The organism is Kitasatospora sp. NPDC054795, from assembly GCF_053611565.1.
In genome coordinates, this window is sequence record NZ_JBSHAP010000066.1 from 23,369 (window position 1) to 38,371 (window position 15,003).

At 75.0% G+C, this 15,003-nt stretch carries 14 protein-coding genes and 1 pseudogene; 10 read left to right on the forward strand and 5 right to left on the reverse strand.

Features of this window, described 5'->3' with window-relative positions:
- Positions 1-43: 43 nt before the first annotated feature.
- The 6 genes from ACWGJO_RS23435 to ACWGJO_RS23460 all read left to right on the forward strand — a co-directional run bounded on the left by ACWGJO_RS23435 (position 44) and on the right by ACWGJO_RS23460 (position 6,322).
- Positions 44-853, forward strand: a complete 810-nt coding sequence (locus tag ACWGJO_RS23435) for a hypothetical protein (RefSeq protein WP_452186513.1) — start codon at positions 44-46, stop codon at positions 851-853.
- A 182-nt stretch (positions 854-1,035) separates the two neighbouring features.
- The gene (locus tag ACWGJO_RS23440; protein ID WP_452186514.1) at positions 1,036-1,926 is read left to right on the forward strand and encodes an ABC transporter substrate-binding protein; all 891 of its coding nucleotides are present in this window, start codon (positions 1,036-1,038) and stop codon (positions 1,924-1,926) included.
- Positions 1,927-1,957: 31 nt separating this feature from the next.
- Complete coding sequence (locus ACWGJO_RS23445) at positions 1,958-3,007, forward strand: amino acid ABC transporter permease (protein ID WP_452186516.1); 1,050 nt, start codon at positions 1,958-1,960, stop codon at positions 3,005-3,007.
- Positions 3,004-3,804, forward strand: coding sequence for an amino acid ABC transporter ATP-binding protein (locus tag ACWGJO_RS23450; protein ID WP_387693519.1), 801 nt, complete (start codon positions 3,004-3,006; stop codon positions 3,802-3,804). Before ACWGJO_RS23445 ends, ACWGJO_RS23450 begins: the two co-directional genes overlap by 4 nt.
- A 29-nt stretch (positions 3,805-3,833) precedes the next feature.
- Positions 3,834-5,462: an N-acyl-D-amino-acid deacylase family protein gene (locus ACWGJO_RS23455; protein ID WP_452186518.1), complete on the forward strand. Its 1,629-nt coding sequence runs from the start codon at positions 3,834-3,836 to the stop codon at positions 5,460-5,462.
- Positions 5,459-6,322 (forward strand): serine hydrolase, encoded by an 864-nt coding sequence (locus tag ACWGJO_RS23460; protein ID WP_452186520.1) that lies wholly within the window; start codon positions 5,459-5,461, stop codon positions 6,320-6,322. The genes ACWGJO_RS23455 and ACWGJO_RS23460 overlap by 4 nt, the downstream gene beginning before the upstream one ends.
- 50 nt (positions 6,323-6,372) lie before the next feature.
- Here the strand turns inward: ACWGJO_RS23460 and ACWGJO_RS23465 are convergent, their stop codons facing one another.
- The 3 genes from ACWGJO_RS23465 to lysA all read right to left on the reverse strand — a co-directional run bounded on the left by ACWGJO_RS23465 (position 6,373) and on the right by lysA (position 8,925).
- The gene (locus ACWGJO_RS23465; protein ID WP_387693522.1) at positions 6,373-6,546 is read right to left on the reverse strand and encodes a hypothetical protein; all 174 of its coding nucleotides are present in this window, start codon (positions 6,544-6,546) and stop codon (positions 6,373-6,375) included.
- 96 nt (positions 6,547-6,642) lie between these two features.
- Positions 6,643-7,569, reverse strand: a complete 927-nt coding sequence (locus ACWGJO_RS23470; RefSeq protein WP_387693523.1) for a LysR family transcriptional regulator — start codon at positions 7,567-7,569, stop codon at positions 6,643-6,645.
- Positions 7,570-7,578: 9 nt separating this feature from the next.
- Complete coding sequence (gene lysA, locus ACWGJO_RS23475) at positions 7,579-8,925, reverse strand: diaminopimelate decarboxylase (RefSeq protein WP_452186523.1); 1,347 nt, start codon at positions 8,923-8,925, stop codon at positions 7,579-7,581.
- A 180-nt stretch (positions 8,926-9,105) separates the two neighbouring features.
- Between lysA and ACWGJO_RS23480 the strand changes: the two genes are divergently transcribed.
- Positions 9,106-9,795, forward strand: a complete 690-nt coding sequence (locus ACWGJO_RS23480) for a GntR family transcriptional regulator (protein ID WP_452186525.1) — start codon at positions 9,106-9,108, stop codon at positions 9,793-9,795.
- A gap of 89 nt (positions 9,796-9,884) precedes the next feature.
- Positions 9,885-11,144, forward strand: a complete 1,260-nt coding sequence (locus ACWGJO_RS23485; RefSeq protein WP_452186527.1) for an MFS transporter — start codon at positions 9,885-9,887, stop codon at positions 11,142-11,144.
- A gap of 249 nt (positions 11,145-11,393) precedes the next feature.
- Here ACWGJO_RS23485 and ACWGJO_RS23490 read toward each other — a convergent pair.
- Positions 11,394-11,483 (reverse strand): annotated as a pseudogene (locus ACWGJO_RS23490) (Uma2 family endonuclease); the annotation flags it as partial.
- 164 nt (positions 11,484-11,647) lie between these two features.
- Positions 11,648-12,556, reverse strand: a complete 909-nt coding sequence (locus ACWGJO_RS23495) for a hypothetical protein (RefSeq protein ID WP_452186529.1) — start codon at positions 12,554-12,556, stop codon at positions 11,648-11,650.
- Between the two features lie 260 nt (positions 12,557-12,816).
- Here ACWGJO_RS23495 and ACWGJO_RS23500 point away from each other — a divergent pair, with 260 nt between their 5' ends.
- Both ACWGJO_RS23500 and ACWGJO_RS23505 read left to right on the forward strand, forming a co-directional pair.
- Positions 12,817-14,322, forward strand: a complete 1,506-nt coding sequence (locus ACWGJO_RS23500) for an MFS transporter (protein WP_452186531.1) — start codon at positions 12,817-12,819, stop codon at positions 14,320-14,322.
- The gene (locus ACWGJO_RS23505; RefSeq protein ID WP_452186533.1) at positions 14,319-14,960 is read left to right on the forward strand and encodes a maleylpyruvate isomerase N-terminal domain-containing protein; all 642 of its coding nucleotides are present in this window, start codon (positions 14,319-14,321) and stop codon (positions 14,958-14,960) included. The genes ACWGJO_RS23500 and ACWGJO_RS23505 overlap by 4 nt, the downstream gene beginning before the upstream one ends.
- The last annotated feature ends 43 nt before the right edge of the window (positions 14,961-15,003 follow it).

Genomic DNA, 15,003 nt, shown 5'->3' on the forward strand with positions numbered 1-15,003 from the left:
CCCGCCCGACTGTCGTGTCCGACCGAGGAAAGGGAGCGGCTGCATGTCCCGCAGGACGAAGGCCGAAGGCCGCGGACCACGGCGGTCCCACTGGCTCAAGGCCCTGATCGCGATCGTGGTGTGCGGCGCCGCGGCGGGCGGCGTGGCCGTCTACCGGACAGCCTCCGACGAGGCCGTCGAACGCCCGGTGACCACCGACGAGGCCGGCCGGCTCGCCCTGTCGCGCCTGAACCTCTACCAGGCGAGCCCGGTGGCGGTGACGCTCACGGCCGAGGAGGGCGGGGGCGTCACCATCCGGGTCGACGGGGTCGTCGACTACCGCAACCACCGGGGGGTCGGCCGCTACCGGACCACCGGCGCGAGCGGACAGCTGGACCACGGCCTGATCGTCTGGGACACCGGCGGCCTCGGGCTGGCCCCCGACCGGGCCGGCACCGACACCGCCACCGCCCCCGCCACCGATGCCCCGGCCTGGGAGCAGGCCGAGCGCATCCCACGCCAGGGCTGGTCGCCGCGGACCTACACGGCGGACCCGCTCGACGCCGGACTGAACCTGCTGGTCCAGCTCGGCGCGGACCGCCCCGACAACCCGCTGCTGCTCGCCCAGTCCGGGGCCCGCTGGCTGGGCCGGGAGCGGATCGACGGCAAGGGCTACGACCGCTTCGCCGGTCCGCGCGCCCAGGGCTCCGCGCCCGACGGCGCCCGATCGCCGCTGACCTACTGGGTCGACGGCGACGGCGGGCTGCGCCGGGTGACGATGCGGATGCCGGGACTGGGCACCCCCACCACCGTCGAGCTCACCGGACGACAGGCGGACGCCAAGCTGCCCGAGGCGCCGTGGCTGACCGGCTGACGGCTGACGGCTGACGGCTGACCCGGCCGGTCGGGCACGGCCGGGCACGGCCGGAAGTCCGCAGGACAGGGCGGTCAGCCGTACAAAAATCGTTGGTGAGGCAGCAATAGCTTCATCATCTTCCGTTCACCCGGACCCGGCTGCCAGCATCGGCGCACCGTCACCGCCCGAGGGAGTAGCCGATGAACCGCCCCCGTTCCCTGCGCTGTCTGGCCGCACTGTCCCTGGTCGTCCTGGCCGCCACCGCCTGCGGGCGCTCCGACCAGGGCGGCTCCCCGGCCGCCGGCGCGGCGCAGGCCGGACAGAACTCCGGGAAGAGCGCCGCCGAGCTGCTCCCGGCGAAGAACAAGCAGAGCGGCGTCCTCAGAGTGGCCACCTCCGTCGGCTACCCGCCGATGGAGATGTACAAGACCGGCACCACCGAGCTGACCGGGGTCGACCCGGACCTCGCCGCCGCCGTCGCCGGGAGGCTCGGGCTGAAGCTGGAGCTCGCCAACTCCTCCTTCGACGGCCTGATCCCCGGCCTCCAGGCAGGCCGCTACGACCTGGTGATGTCCTCCATGACGGACAGCGCGCAGCGCCGCCAGGCCGTCGACTTCGTCGACTACTTCCGCACCGGCGGCGTGATCATGACGAAGAAGGGCAACCCCGAGGGCATCAAGTCCATCGAGGACCTCTGCGGCAAGAAGGTGGTCCTCGCCAAGGGCAGCTCCAACCTGGAGATCGGCGAGCAGCAGAACGCCAAGTGCGCCACCAGGATGGCGATCTCGCAGAGCGAGGACGCCCCGACCGGGCTGCTCCAGCTGGACAGCGAGCGGGCCGTCGCCACGATCGTGGACTACCCGGTGGCGCAGATGTTCGTGCAGAACAGCGGCTCCTACGAGGTGCTGCCGGAGCAGTACGGCACGGCGCCGTGGGGCATCGCGGTCGCGAAGAAGGACGCCGGGCTGCGCGACGCGGTGCAGAAGGCGCTCCAGGAGCTGATCGAGAGCGGTGAGTACCGCAAGGTGCTGGACGCCTACCAGGTCGGCGGCAGCGCGGTGGAGCGCGCCACCGTCAACGCGGCGCAGTGAGAACGGCGGCACCGACGAGATGAGCACCGACATGAGAGACCCCGGGATCCCCGCCGACCCCGCGACGCCCGCCGAGCCCGCGATCCCCGCCGAGCCCGCGATCCCCGCCGCCCCCGCGACGCCCGCCCCGGCACCCCGAACGGCCGCCGCGGGCCCCGTCGACGACGACCTGGCCTTCGAAGTGACCGGCCGGCCCCGCCCGGCACGCTGGTTCGCCGTGCTGGCTGCCGCCTTCGTCGCCGTCTGGCTCGCCTGGACCGTCATCGTCAACCCCAATCTGCACTGGGACATCGTCGCCAAGTACCAGTTCGACGGCGTGATCCTGGAAGGGCTCTGGGTGACGGTCCAACTCACCCTGATCTCCCAGGTGGTGGGCATCGTCATCGGCGTGGTGGCCGCGGTGATGCAGCTGTCCGACAGCCCGGTGCTGCGGACCACCGCCGGCGCGTACACCTGGTTCTTCCGCGGCACCCCGCTGCTGGTACAGCTGATCTTCTGGTTCAACCTGGCGCTGCTCTTCCCGGAGATCAGCATCGGCATCCCGTTCGACGGGCCCAAGCTGGTCAGCTGGCAGTCCAACACCCTGATCACCGGCTTCGTGGCGGCGCTGCTCGGCCTGTCGATCAACGAGGGCGCCTACATGTCCGAGATCGTCCGGGCCGGCATCCAGAGCGTCGACCCCGGGCAGCGCGAGGCGGGCGCCTCGCTGGGCATGTCCAACCGGCAGATCCTCACCCGGGTGGTGCTGCCGCAGGCGATGCGGGTGATCATCCCGCCGTTCGGCAACCAGTTCATCTCGATGCTGAAGACCACCTCGCTGGTCTCCGTCATCGCCGGCGCCGACCTGATGACCGTCTCTCAGCACCTCTACCTCGCCAACTTCGAGGTGATCGCGCTGCTGATCGTCGCGTCCATCTGGTACCTGGTTCTCACCACCGTCGCGAGCGTCGCCCAGCACGCGGTGGAGCGGAGGTTCAACCCGGCCGGCGCCCCGCCGGCGCTGCACCGCCGGGTGCTGGCCAACCTGCGCCCGGGGCGCGGCGGAGCGGGAAAGCGCGTGAAGAAGGGGGAGGTCAAGTGACGACCACGGACCTGGGGAAGCCGGCCGCCGAGGTGGTCCTGTCGGCCCGGAAGGTGCGCAAGCGGTTCGGGGACCTGGAGGTGCTGCGCGGCATCGACCTGGAGGTCCGGGCGGGGGAGGTGCTCTGCGTGATCGGCCCCTCCGGCTCCGGCAAGTCCACCCTGCTGCGCTGCTTCAACCACCTGGAGAAGATCGACGCCGGGCGGATCGAGGTGGACGGCGAACCGGTCGGCTACGAGCCGTACGGCGCCTCCGGCAGCAGGCTGCGCGAGCGCCGGCCGCGCGACATCCGCCACCAGCGCGAGCGGATCGGCATGGTCTTCCAGCGCTTCCACCTCTTCCCGCACCGCACCGCGCTCCAGAACGTCATGGAGGGCCCGATCGCGGTCAAGGGCCGCCCCCGCGGGGAGGCCGAGCGCCGGGCCCGCGAACTGCTCGCCCGGGTCGGCCTGGCCGACCGCGCCGACCACTACCCGGCCCAGCTCTCCGGCGGCCAGCAGCAGCGGGTGGCGATCGCCCGGGCGCTGGCCATGGAGCCGACCCTGATGCTCTTCGACGAGCCCACCTCCGCGCTCGACCCGGAGCTGGTCGGCGAAGTGCTCGGGGTGATGCGCGACCTCGCCCGCAGCGGCATGACGATGATCGTCGTCACCCACGAGATGGGCTTCGCCCGCGAGGTCGCCGACCGGGTCGTCTTCATGGACCAGGGTGCCGTCGTGGAGGCCGGCAGCCCGGCCGAGGTGTTCACCGCCCCGCGGCACGACCGCACCCGGGCCTTCCTCTCGACGGTGCTCTGATGGGAGCGATGGGACTGATGGGAGCGGACGTGACCACGACCCCGGTCGACCTGCTGCTGCGCGGCGCCACCCTGGTGGACGGCACCGGGGCGCCCGCCCGCCCGGCCGACCTCGCCGTCGCCGACGGCCGGGTCACCGTACTGCCGCCCGGCACCGCCGTGACCGCGGCCGAGACCCTGGACGTCACCGGGCGGGTCGTCACCCCCGGCTTCATCGACGTCCACACCCACTCGGACGCGCTCGCCGCCCCCTTCGGCGGCGGCACCCACACCGACGGCGACGCCCTGGACGAACTGCGGCTGGCCCCGCTGCTCCAGGGCGTCACCACCGAGATCAGCGGCAACTGCGGGATCAGCCTGTTCCCGGCGCTGCCCGGGCGGCTGCCCGAACTGGCCGAGCACCTGCGGGTCTCCTTCGGCCTCGGACCGGTGCTGCCAGCCGAGGACTTCGACGCCTTCGCCGCCGGCCAGCGGCCCGAACTGCGCCGCAACCACATCGCCTCGCTGGTCGGCCACGGCACGCTGCGCGCCGGAGTGATGGGCTTCGAGGACCGCCCGCCCACCGGCCAGGAGCTGGCCGCCATGTGCGGGCTGCTCGACCGGGCGCTGACCCAGGGCGCGGCCGGACTCTCCACCGGGCTGATCTACCCGCCCGGCGTCTACGCGGACACCGAGGAGATCGTGGCCCTGGCGAAGGTCGCCGCGCGGCACGGCAAGCCGTACGTGACGCACCTGCGCGACGAGATGTCCCAGGTGGAGAAGGCGCTGGAGGAGGCGCTGGAGATCGCGGTGCGCTCCGGCGCCCCGCTCCAGGTCTCCCACCACAAGACCGCCGGGCGGCACGCCTGGGGCGCCACCCTGCGGACCCTGCCGCGCCTGGAGCAGGCCCGCGCCGAGGGCGTGGACGTGCTCTGCGACGTCTACCCGTACACCGCCGGCAGCACCGTGCTGCACGCCATGCTGCCGCCGTGGACCAGCGAGGGCGGGCCGGCCGCGCTGCTGGAGCGGCTGCGCAGCAAGGAGGTGCGGGACCGGATCCGGGCGGACATCGCGCACGGCGTCGAGGGCTGGGAGAACACCGTCGGCAACGGCGGCTGGGACCTGATCTCGGTGGCCGCCGCGCCCGCCCGCCGGACGGCCGAGGGCCGCCGGATCGCCGACCTGGCCGCCGAGCGCGGCGCCGACCCGGTGGACCTCGTCTGCGACCTGCTGCTGGAGGCGCAGGGCGAGGTGACCATCATCAGCCACTCGATGCGCGAGGACGACGTCCGCCGGGTGCTGGCCAGCCCGCTGTCGATGATCGGCTCGGACGGGGTGCCCAAACCCGGCCGCCCGCACCCCCGCTGGGCGGGCAGCTTCGCCCGGGTGCTCGGCCACTACGGGCGCGAACAGGGGCTGCTGCCGCTGGAGCTCGCGGTGCACAAGATGACCGGCCTGCCCGCCGAACGGTTCCGGCTGGCCGGGCGCGGCGTGGTTCGGGACGGCGCCGTCGCGGACCTGGTGGTGCTCGACCCGGCGGCCGTCCTGGACGGCGCGACCTTCGAGCGGCCGCTGCTGCCGCCGGTGGGCGTGGAGACCGTCGTGGTGGCCGGGCGGGTCGCGGTGCGCGGCGGCCGGCCGACCGCGACCCGGGCCGGAGAGGTGGTGCGGGTCCGATGAGCCTCGCCCAGGTGGCCGCCGCCGCGCGCAGCTCCGCGGCCCTGCCGCTGACCCTCGCGGTGGCCGCCGTCGACGTGGACGCCGCCGAGGCGGACGGTGGAGTCGACGCCGGCGCGGTCGGGGTGGACGACACCGTCGTCCTGCCCGTCGCCAGCGCCTCCAAGCTGCTGCTGCTCGCCGAGGTCGCCCGGCGGCTGGAATCCGGGGAACTGACGGCCGGACAGCCGGTGGAGATCCTCCCCGAGGACGTCACCGGCGGCACCGGCCTGCTCGGCCGGCTGAGCCGCCCCGACTGGACGGTGGAGGACCTGGCCTGGCTGACCGCCGCGGTCAGCGACAACACCGCCACCAACGCCCTGCTGCGGCTGGTCGGCCTGCCGGCCACCGCCCGGCTGGCGCGCGAGCTCGGACTGGAACGGCTCACCCTGCACGACCGGGTGCGCGACGAGCGCGGGCCGGACGTTCCGCCGGTCTTCGCCACCGGAACCGCCCGCGACCTGGCCCGGCTGGTGGCCCTCGCGGTCCGGGGCACGATGGCAGGCCCGGCCGCCTCGGCCCGGCTGCTCGGCTGGATGCGCGCCAACACCGACCACGGCCTGGTGCCCGCGCTGATCGACCACGACCCGTTCGCCCCCGGCTTTCCCGCACCGCTGCCCGGCCGCCTGCTGGTCGCCAACAAGACCGGCACGGACACCGGGGTACGGGCCGACGCGGGCGTCATCGTGGGCGCCCGCCGGGTGGCCTACGCGGTCGTCGCGCACTGGGACGTGGCGCTCGGGCCCAGCACCGAACGGGCCGCCGTGCACGCCATCCGGGACGTCGGCCGCGCCCTCGCGGCCTGGGCCCAGCGACCCGCCTGAACCGGCCGTCCTGAGCCGACCCGCCTGAGCCGGCCGGCCGGCCGGTGGGCTCAACGGCCGGTCGGCTCCGAGCGGTTCGGCGTGTGTCCGCCCGCGGTGGAGTCCTCGGCCTCCTCGGCGACGACGGAGGTCGAGGCGTGCCGGTCGTGGGTCGTCGCCGCCGTCGCCGCGACGGACAGCAGGGCCGCGGCGGCGACCAGGAGTGCGGAGATCCGGCGGATCACGGGGTTCCCCCTCGGAGGACGGTGCTGGCCGGTGCAGCATGGCACAGCCGCGGCCCGCCGCACAGAGCCGGGAACCGTACAGCGCCGTGGGGGAGGTCAGGCGCCCCACCGCATGTCCAGCAGCGACCTGATCTCCCCGGCGGCGGAGCCGAGTTCGGCGAGGAAGGCGCGCAGTACCGGATTGCGGTTGGTGGGCCGGGTGGCCACCCCGATCCGGCGGTACAGCTGCGGATGGTCCAGCCGGCACACGTGCACCCCGGCGCTGTCGGCCAGGCCGAGCGCCGGGATCAGCGCGACGCCCATGCCGGCCCGTGCGAGGTTGATGGTCACCTGGTAGTGGTCGCTGCGGCAGCGCACCCGGGGGCGGAACCCCTCGGCGGCGCAGGCGCGTTCGAGCACCGGCTCGCCGGTGCTGCCGCCGTGGGTGCCGATCCAGCTCTCGCCCTCCAGCTCGGCCAGCCGCACCACCGAGCGCCGCCCGAGCCGGTGCCGCAGCGGCACCACGACCAGCTGCGGCTCGTCGAAGTACATCCGCACGTCCACCGCCGCCCGGCGGCACCACGGGTCCAGCGGGTGCTCGAAGACGACGGCCGCGTCCAGCCGGCCGGCCTCCAGGTCCGGGACCAGCTCGTGCGGCTGGCCCATGATGAGTTCCAGCTCCACCTGCGGGTGCCCGGCGGCGAAGGCGGCCAGCGCCCGGGGCAGCAGGTCCAGTCCGGCGGAGGCGAAGAAGCCGATCCGCAGGACGCCGGCCGCGGCCTGGGCGTGCGCCCGCAGGTCGTCCTGGGCGACGGCCATCAGATCGGCGATCGCCTGGGCGTGCTCGGCCAGCCGGACACCCGCGGGCGTCAGGCGCAGGGACTGCGGGGCCCGTTCCACCAGCGCGACACCCAGCTCCTGCTCCAGACGGGCGAGCTGGTGCGAGATGGCGGACGGGCTCAGGTGCAGGGCCTGTGCCGCGGCCACGATGGTGCCCCGGCGGGCGATCTCCAGGAGGACGTGCAGTCGGGCGCTGTTCAGCATCGGCCCAGGTTAGGCCGTGTGCGCCGGGAGGGCGGCCGCCGGTTCCCCGGTCGGTCGCGCCGTCCCGTCGGCGGCGGTGTCCAGCCGGAGCAGGTCGTGCTCGGTCTCCCGGCGCACCACCACGCGGGCCTCGCCGTCGCGGACGAAGACCACGGCGGGCCGCGGCAGCTTGTTGTAGTTGGACGCCATGGCGTAGCCGTAGGCGCCGGTCACCGGGGTGGCCAGCAGGTCGCCGACCCGGAGGTCGGCGGGGAGCGCGGCGTCGTCGATGATCACGTCGCCGCTCTCGCAGTGCTTGCCGACCAGCCGGGCGCGCCACGGGCGGGGCGCCTCGGGGCAGCGCGGCAGGAAGGCCTCGTAGCGGGCGCCGTACAGGGCGGGGCGCAGGTTGTCGCTCATCCCGCCGTCCACGCTGACGTAGGTGCGCACGCCCTCGATCCGCTTGACGGTGCCGACCCGGTACAGGGTCAGCCCGGCCCGGGCAGCTATCGACCGGCCGGGCTCGACGCCCACCGGGCCGTTCCAGCCGGCGCCGCGCACCGCCGCGCGGACCCGCTCGGCCCAGTCCGCGAAGGAGGGGGCGCTCTGCCCGCCCAGGTACGCCACGCCCAGGCCGCCGCCGACGGTCAGCCGGCGCAGGCCGTGCTCCACCGCGAACCGGGCCACCGCGGCGGCGCCGTCGGCCAGCTCGGCCGGGTCCAGCACCTGGGACCCGACGTGGGCGTGGACGCCCTCCAGCCGTACGGCGGCGCAGGCCCCGGCCCGGCGCACCGCGGCCGCGGCGGCGCCGCCGGCCAGGCCGAAGCCGAACTTGGAGTCGTGGCCGCCGGTCCGGATCGCCTGGTGGGCGCCGGCCGCGACTCCGGGCGCCACCCGCAGCTGGATCCGGGCCGGGGGCAGGCCCTCCTCGTGGTGCAGCCGCTCGATCCGGTCCAGTTCGTCGAAGCTGTCCACCACGATGTGGCGCAGACCGACGGTCAGCGCGGTGCGCAGCTCGGCCTCGTCCTTGTTGTTGCCGTGCAGCACGATCCGGTCCGGGGCGACCCCGGCGTACAGGGCGGTGCGCAGTTCGCCGCCGGAGGCGACGTCCAGCAGCAGGCCCTCCTCGGCGGCCAGGCGGGCCATCGCGGTGCACAGGAAGGCCTTGGAGGCGTAGGCGACGTTGCCCCGGCCGAAGGCGGCCACCGCCTCGCGGCAGCGGCGGCGCAGGTGCTCCTCGTCGTAGACGAACAGCGGCGTGCCGTACCGGCGGGCCGCCTCGTCCAGGAGCACCCCGCCGACGGACAGGCCGTCGGGGCGGAACTCGGCGGTGAGCGGCAGCAGGCCCGGGTCGACGGGTGACAGGGCTGGCGACACAGGGGACACGGCTTCCTCCCGAGGAGCTGGTTGGCCCCGCCCATCCTCGGTCCTGCGGAGGGGGTGAGAAAGCGCATTCTTCCGGCCCTGAGCAGTACGGAAACCGATGCTCCGTCCCGCGGGCGGCCCTGTCCGGGGCCTTGCATCTAAGCTTGCATCTATGGTGTTACGGTGTGGTCCATGGCCGACACCCCGCCTCCCGCCCGCGTCCCGGTCCCCGCCCGAGTCCCGGCCGCCGACCGAGTCCCGGCCGCCGACCGCGCGTACGAACTGACCAAGGACCTCATCCTCGGCGGCGGCCTCCCCGGCGGGACGCTGATCAGCGAGGGTGAGATCGCCGAGCGCACCTCGCTCAGCCGCACCCCGGTCCGGGAGGCGTTCCTGCGGCTCCAGGCCGAAGGACTGCTCCAGCTCTTCCCCAAGCGCGGAGCCGTCGTGGTGCCGGTCGGCCCCGGCGAGGCCGAGGACGTGCTGGAGCTGCGCGAGGCACTGGAGAGCACCGCGGTACGCCGGATCACCCGCCGCGCCGAGCCGCTCGACGACCTGCTGCGGCAGCTGACCGACCTGATCGACCAGCAGCGCGAACCCGCCCACCGGGCCGACCTCGGCGCCTTCGCCGACGCCGACGAGGCCTTCCACCGGGGCATCGTGACGGCCTCCGGCAACGCGCTCGCCGAGCGCTTCTACGAGACGCTGCGCGACCGCCAGCGGCGGATGGCCGTGCAGTTGCTCCAGGTGCGGCCGGAGGGGCGGCCGCAGCGGCTGGCCGCGCTGGTCGAGGAGCACACCGCGCTGGTCGAGCGCATCGCGGCCCGCGACGCCGCCGGCTTCACCGAGGCGCTGCGCGCCCACCTGGACGCGCACCGCTGAGCCACTCCTCCCTCTCTTCTCCCGCGCGGCGACGGCCGCACACCCCGACGGACCGCCGGGACCACCATCCGACAAGGAGCAGCACCACCATGAGCACCACCCGGCCACCGTCCGCCGGTCCCGTCGCGCCCGCCGGTCGGGGGAGGCCCTGGCTGGTCGCGGCCCTGGCCATGCTCTGCTGCGGCTGGGGCGGCAACCAGTTCACCCCGCTGCTGCTGATGTACCGCCACCTCGGCGGCTACTCCGAGGTCACCGTCGACGCCTTCCTGGGGGCCTACGTCCTCGGGCTGGTCCCCGGGCTGCTGGTCGGCGGCGCGGCCTCGGACCGCTATGGGCGCCGTCCGCTGATGATCGGCGCGGTCGTCGCCTCGCTCGCCGCCAGCGGTGTGCTGTGCGGCGGCGTCACGGGCGAACTCCCCATCTACGCCGGTCGGTTCCTCACCGGCACAGCCGTCGGCATCGCGATGGCCGTCGGTACCAGCTGGGTCAAGGAGCTCTCCCAGGCCCCGCACGACCCGGCCGCCGACCAGGGCGCCGGCGCCCGCCGTGCCTCCCTCGCCCTCACCGTCGGCTTCGGCCTCGGCGCCGGCGTGGCCGGCGCGCTCGCCCAGTGGGGCCCCTGGCCGATGGTCACCCCGTACCTCGCCCACCTGCTGGTCACCCTGCCCGCGCTGTTCCTGCTCCCGAAGGCCGTCGAGACCCGGGCCCGCTCGGCCGCCGTCCGCAGCCTCTGGGCCGACCTCAAGGTCCCGGCGGCCGGGCACCGGCGCTTCCTGCGGGTGGTCCTGCCGATGGCCCCGTGGGTGTTCGGCTCGGCCGGCGTCGCGTACGCGGTGACCCCGCAGCTGGTCGGCGACCGGCTCGGCGACTGGTCGCTGGCCTACGCGACCCTGCTGACCGTCCTCACCCTCGGCACCGGCGCCCTGGTCCAGCCCCTCGCCAAGCGCCTGGACTCGCTGGACTCGGCGCGCGGCGTCGTCGTCTCCATGGTGCTCATGGCCTGCGGCATGGCCGTCTGCGCAGGCGACGCGGCGGTGCGCTCCCCGCTGCTCGGCCTCGGCGGGGCGGTCCTCCTCGGCGCCGCCTACGGCATCGGCGTCGTCTCCGGGCTGCTGGAGATCCAGCGCCTCGTCACCCCCGACGACCTGGCCGGCATCACCGGCGTCTACTACGCCCTCTGCTACTCCGGCTTCCTGCTGCCCGCCGTGCTCGCGGCGCTCTCCTCCCTGGCCTCCTACACCGTGATGCTCTCGGCGGTGACCGCCCTCGCCGTCGCCAGCCTCGCCGTGATCGCCTTCTCCTCCCGCCGCACCGCCCCCGCCCCGATCCCGGCGGAAGTCTCCCGCTGACCCCACCGACCGCCTCCCCGCCCGCTCCCGGGCGGGGAGGCGGAATGCTCTGCGAACCGGTCTTGTTGCGAGCGCGAACGGTCAGTGCGCGTCCAATGTCGGTCGACGAGCGAGGCGGCCGCATGATCCGGGGGAGAATCGCACGACGGAAGGAGACGCGTTGTGAGTACGGCACCCCAGGTCCCCGGTGACTACAGCACCGTCAGCGGCCGGATCGCGTACTTCAGTGCCCGCTCGGGGTCGCTTCAGCGCGAGCTCGGCCGGCACGACAGCCAGGTCCGGGATGCACCAGTTCTCGCTGCCCGGCAGGTCGAGATTGCCGGACCCGGACACCGCTCCGCTCTACCTCTTGGTCGACGGCCAGAACCGCAGCTGCACCCTGTACAGCGAGCCCACCCGGCTCGGTTACGCCGCGGAGAGCGGCCCGTACCCGTTCGGCGCGCCCGTGCGCCTTCCGGCGCCCTTCGACCTCGACCTCGACACCACCCGCCTGTAGCCGCTCGTCAGACCTTGGCGTCGTCCTTGGGGCGGGCGTGGGCGGGGAGGCCGTTGGTGAGGTCCTCGACCAGGAGGCGCCAGGCGATGGCGTCGGCGGCGGCGCGCAGTTGGGGGCTGCGGGGGCGGCCGGCGTCGGCGTCGAGGCGGGCGTTGAGCCAGTCGGACCAGGCGTGGGCGAGGGTGCGGACCTCGTGGGTGCCGGCCTCGGTGGGGGAGAGGGCGTCGCCCTCGCGCAGGAGGTAGCCCTCGGCGGCCATCCGGTCGAAGACCGGCTCCAGGACCTCGGGCGGCACCCGCTTGCGGGCGGCGATGAGGTCGAGCGAGGCGTGGCCGACGGCCCTGGTGTGGCCGGCCACCTCCATCAGCGCCCAGGCCCCGGCCAGGTCCACCCGGGCGCCGGCGCCGGCGACGATCGTCCGGACGGCGTCGAGGTCCACCCCGCGCACGATCCGGCAGACCGAGTACTCCAGGTGCGGGTCGGAGTCGGCGGTGGTCGGCTGGGCGAAGGCCTCGCCCATGTCGGTGGAGCCCGCCCGGGCGGTGTCGCGCAGCTGCACCTGTTTGAGGAAGAGCGCCACCACGAAGCCGGCCACGGCCACCGGGATGGTCCACAGGTACACGGTGTGCAGGGCGTCGGAGTAGGCCTGGACGATCGGCGCGGCCTGGTCGGCGGGCAGCTGGTGCAGGCCCTGGGGGCTCTGCGCGGCCTGGCCGAGGAGGTAGGACGTCACCACCCAGGACATGTGCGCGGCCCCGCCGAGGTCCGCGACGATGGTGGGCAGGGCGGTGCCGACGATGGTCTGGTCGAGGGCGGCCAGCAGCATGCCGAGCACGATGGTGGCGAAGACGACGTTCCGCTGCCGGACGTCCAGCACCGGAGGGGCGGAGGGCGGGGTCTCGGTGGCGACGGTCATGCCGTCAGCCTCCGGGGTGCGGGCGGCGGTCGCGATCCCGTTCGGCCGTTCGGGTGGGGACGGGCGGCGGCGTCCCGGGCGGCGACCCGAGTGCCTGCCCGAGCGGTGGCCCGGGTGGCGGCTCCGGGAGGCCCGGGCGACGATGGGCCGAACGAAGCCGACCGACGACGGGCCAACGAAGCCGACCGACGACGGGCCAACGAAGCCGATCGGCGATCATCCACCGACCCGGACGCCCCGGCCCCGGGAAGAGGCTCCCCATGAACGCCGACCCCCCGCGCAGCAGCGTGCACCCGCCCCGGCCCGGCTCCACCGCCGTGGGCGCCCGGGCCGCCACCCGGCGCTGGCGGGCGCTCACCGTCTGCCTGGTCGCCGGCTTCATGACCCTGCTGGACGTCAGCATCGTCAACGTCGCCCTGCCGACGGTACGGGCCGGGCTGCACATGTCCGACAGCGGCCTGCAGTGGGTGCTCAGCGGCTACGCGCTGGCCTTCGGACTGGTGCTGGTGCCCGCCGGGCGGCTCGGCGACGCGCGCAGCCGACGGGCCGTCTTCCTCGCCGGGCTGGCACTGTTCACCGTGGCCAGCGCGCTCGCCGGGGCGGCGCAGAGCCAGGAGTGGCTGGTGCTGGCCCGGCTGTTCCAGGGCGCGGCCGGCGGGGTGCTGGTGCCGCAGGTGTCCGGCTTCATCCAGGTGCTGTTCCAGGGCGCCGAGCGCGGCCGGGCCTTCGGCGCGCTCGGCGCCACCATCGGGCTGTCCACCGCGATGGGGCCGCTGCTCGGCGGGCTGCTGATCCACCTGGTCGGCCCGCAGGACGGCTGGCGCTGGGTGTTCCTGGTCAACCTGCCGATCGGCGTCGCCCTGCTGCCGATCGCCCGCCGGCTGCTCCCGGCGCCCCCGCCCGCCGACCAGCGGGCCGGGCACCGGGACTTCGACCCGGTCGGCGTGCTGCTGCTCGGCGCCGGGACGGTCGCACTGCTGCTGCCGTTCGTCCAGGCGCAGCAGTGGCACGGCTCGGCCCGCTGGCTGCTGCTGCCGCTGGCGGCGGTGCTGCTCGCGGCCTTCGTCGGCTGGGAACTGTACTACGGGCGGCGGCGCGAACCGCTGGTGAGCATGGCGCTGTTCGCGGTGCGGCCGTACGCGGCGGGCACGCTGCTGTCGCTGGTGTACTTCGCCGGGTTCACCGCGATCTTCTTCATCTTCACGCTCTACCTCCAGGCGGGCCTGCACTACTCGGCGCTGACGGCGGGCCTGGCGATCACGCCGTTCGCGGTCGGCTCGGGGGTGTCCGCGGCGGTGGGCGGGCGCCTGGTGAGCCGGCTGGGGCGGCGGCTGGTGGTGGCCGGACTGGTGCTGGTGCTGGCCGGGCTGCTGGCCTCGGCGCTGGCGGTGCAGCTGTGGTCGGGGCCCCGGGTGGGCTGGACGACGGCGCTGCCGCTGCTGGTCGCCGGGGCGGGCAGCGGGCTGGTGATCGCCCCGAACCAGACGCTGACCCTCCAGCAGGTGCCGGTGGCCCGGGCGGGCAGCGCGGGCGGGGTGATGCAGACCGCGCAGCGGGTCGGCTCGGCGGTGGGCATCGCCGTCGTCGGCTCGGTGTTCTTCGCCCACGCGGCCGGTCCCCGCCCGGACTGGGCGCTGGCCTTCCAGCTGGGCGTGACGGTGGCGGCCGGGCTGGTGCTGACGGCGCTGCTGGTGGCGGTCGCCGACATGGCCTCGGGCCGGGGCGGCTTCCGGGCCGCCGGGCCGCGGGTGGGGAACGGGCCGTGACGGGCGCCCGGAGGGACTTCCTGGCCGCCGCCGGTACGGCCGAGGAACTCCTGCGCCGCCCGGAGGTGGCCGGGGCCTGGCAGCGGCCGAGCGCGCTGGCGCGGTGGAGCGTCGGCGGGCTGGCCGGGCACCTGGCCTACCAGGTCCTCTGCCTGCCGGAGCTGCTGGCCGCCGCCGTGCCGGCCGAGCCGGTGGTCGGCCTGCTGGAGCACTACGCCCGCTCGGCCTGGGTCGGTGCCGCGCTCGACGCGGACGTCAACGTGCGGATCCGGCAGGGCAGCGAGGCCTTCGCGGCCGACGGTCCGGCCGCGCTGCACCGTCGGCTGGCCGCCGTGCTGCCGGAGCTCGCGGGCACGCTCGCGGCGGCGGACGGCACCCGGCCGGTCCGGCTGCCGTTCTGGGGCCCGTGGTCGCTCACCCTGGACGACCTGCTGGCCACCCGGACGATGGAACTGGCCGTCCACGGCGACGACCTGGCGGTCAGCGTCGGAGTGCCGGGCCCCGAACTCCCGCCGGAGGCCTTCGAGTCCGTCGTCATCCTGCTGACCCGGCTGGCCGCCCGGCGGCACGGCCGGGCGGCGGTGCTGCGGGCGCTCAGCCGGGCCGAGCGGGCGCCGGGGAGCATCGCGGCGTTCTGAGCGCCCCCGCTCGGGGCCTTCCGGTGCGGGGTTCTCCGCTGTG

Coding starts and splice junctions, on each gene's coding strand:
- ACWGJO_RS23485 (WP_452186527.1), top strand. CDS start 9,885: ATGAGCACCACCCGGCCACCGTCCGCCGGTCCCGTCGCGCCCGCCGGT.
- ACWGJO_RS23495 (WP_452186529.1), bottom strand. CDS start 12,556: ATGACCGTCGCCACCGAGACCCCGCCCTCCGCCCCTCCGGTGCTGGAC.
- ACWGJO_RS23470 (WP_387693523.1), bottom strand. CDS start 7,569: ATGCTGAACAGCGCCCGACTGCACGTCCTCCTGGAGATCGCCCGCCGG.
- ACWGJO_RS23480 (WP_452186525.1), top strand. CDS start 9,106: ATGGCCGACACCCCGCCTCCCGCCCGCGTCCCGGTCCCCGCCCGAGTC.
- ACWGJO_RS23500 (WP_452186531.1), top strand. CDS start 12,817: ATGAACGCCGACCCCCCGCGCAGCAGCGTGCACCCGCCCCGGCCCGGC.
- ACWGJO_RS23435 (WP_452186513.1), top strand. CDS start 44: ATGTCCCGCAGGACGAAGGCCGAAGGCCGCGGACCACGGCGGTCCCAC.
- ACWGJO_RS23445 (WP_452186516.1), top strand. CDS start 1,958: ATGAGAGACCCCGGGATCCCCGCCGACCCCGCGACGCCCGCCGAGCCC.
- ACWGJO_RS23460 (WP_452186520.1), top strand. CDS start 5,459: ATGAGCCTCGCCCAGGTGGCCGCCGCCGCGCGCAGCTCCGCGGCCCTG.
- ACWGJO_RS23440 (WP_452186514.1), top strand. CDS start 1,036: ATGAACCGCCCCCGTTCCCTGCGCTGTCTGGCCGCACTGTCCCTGGTC.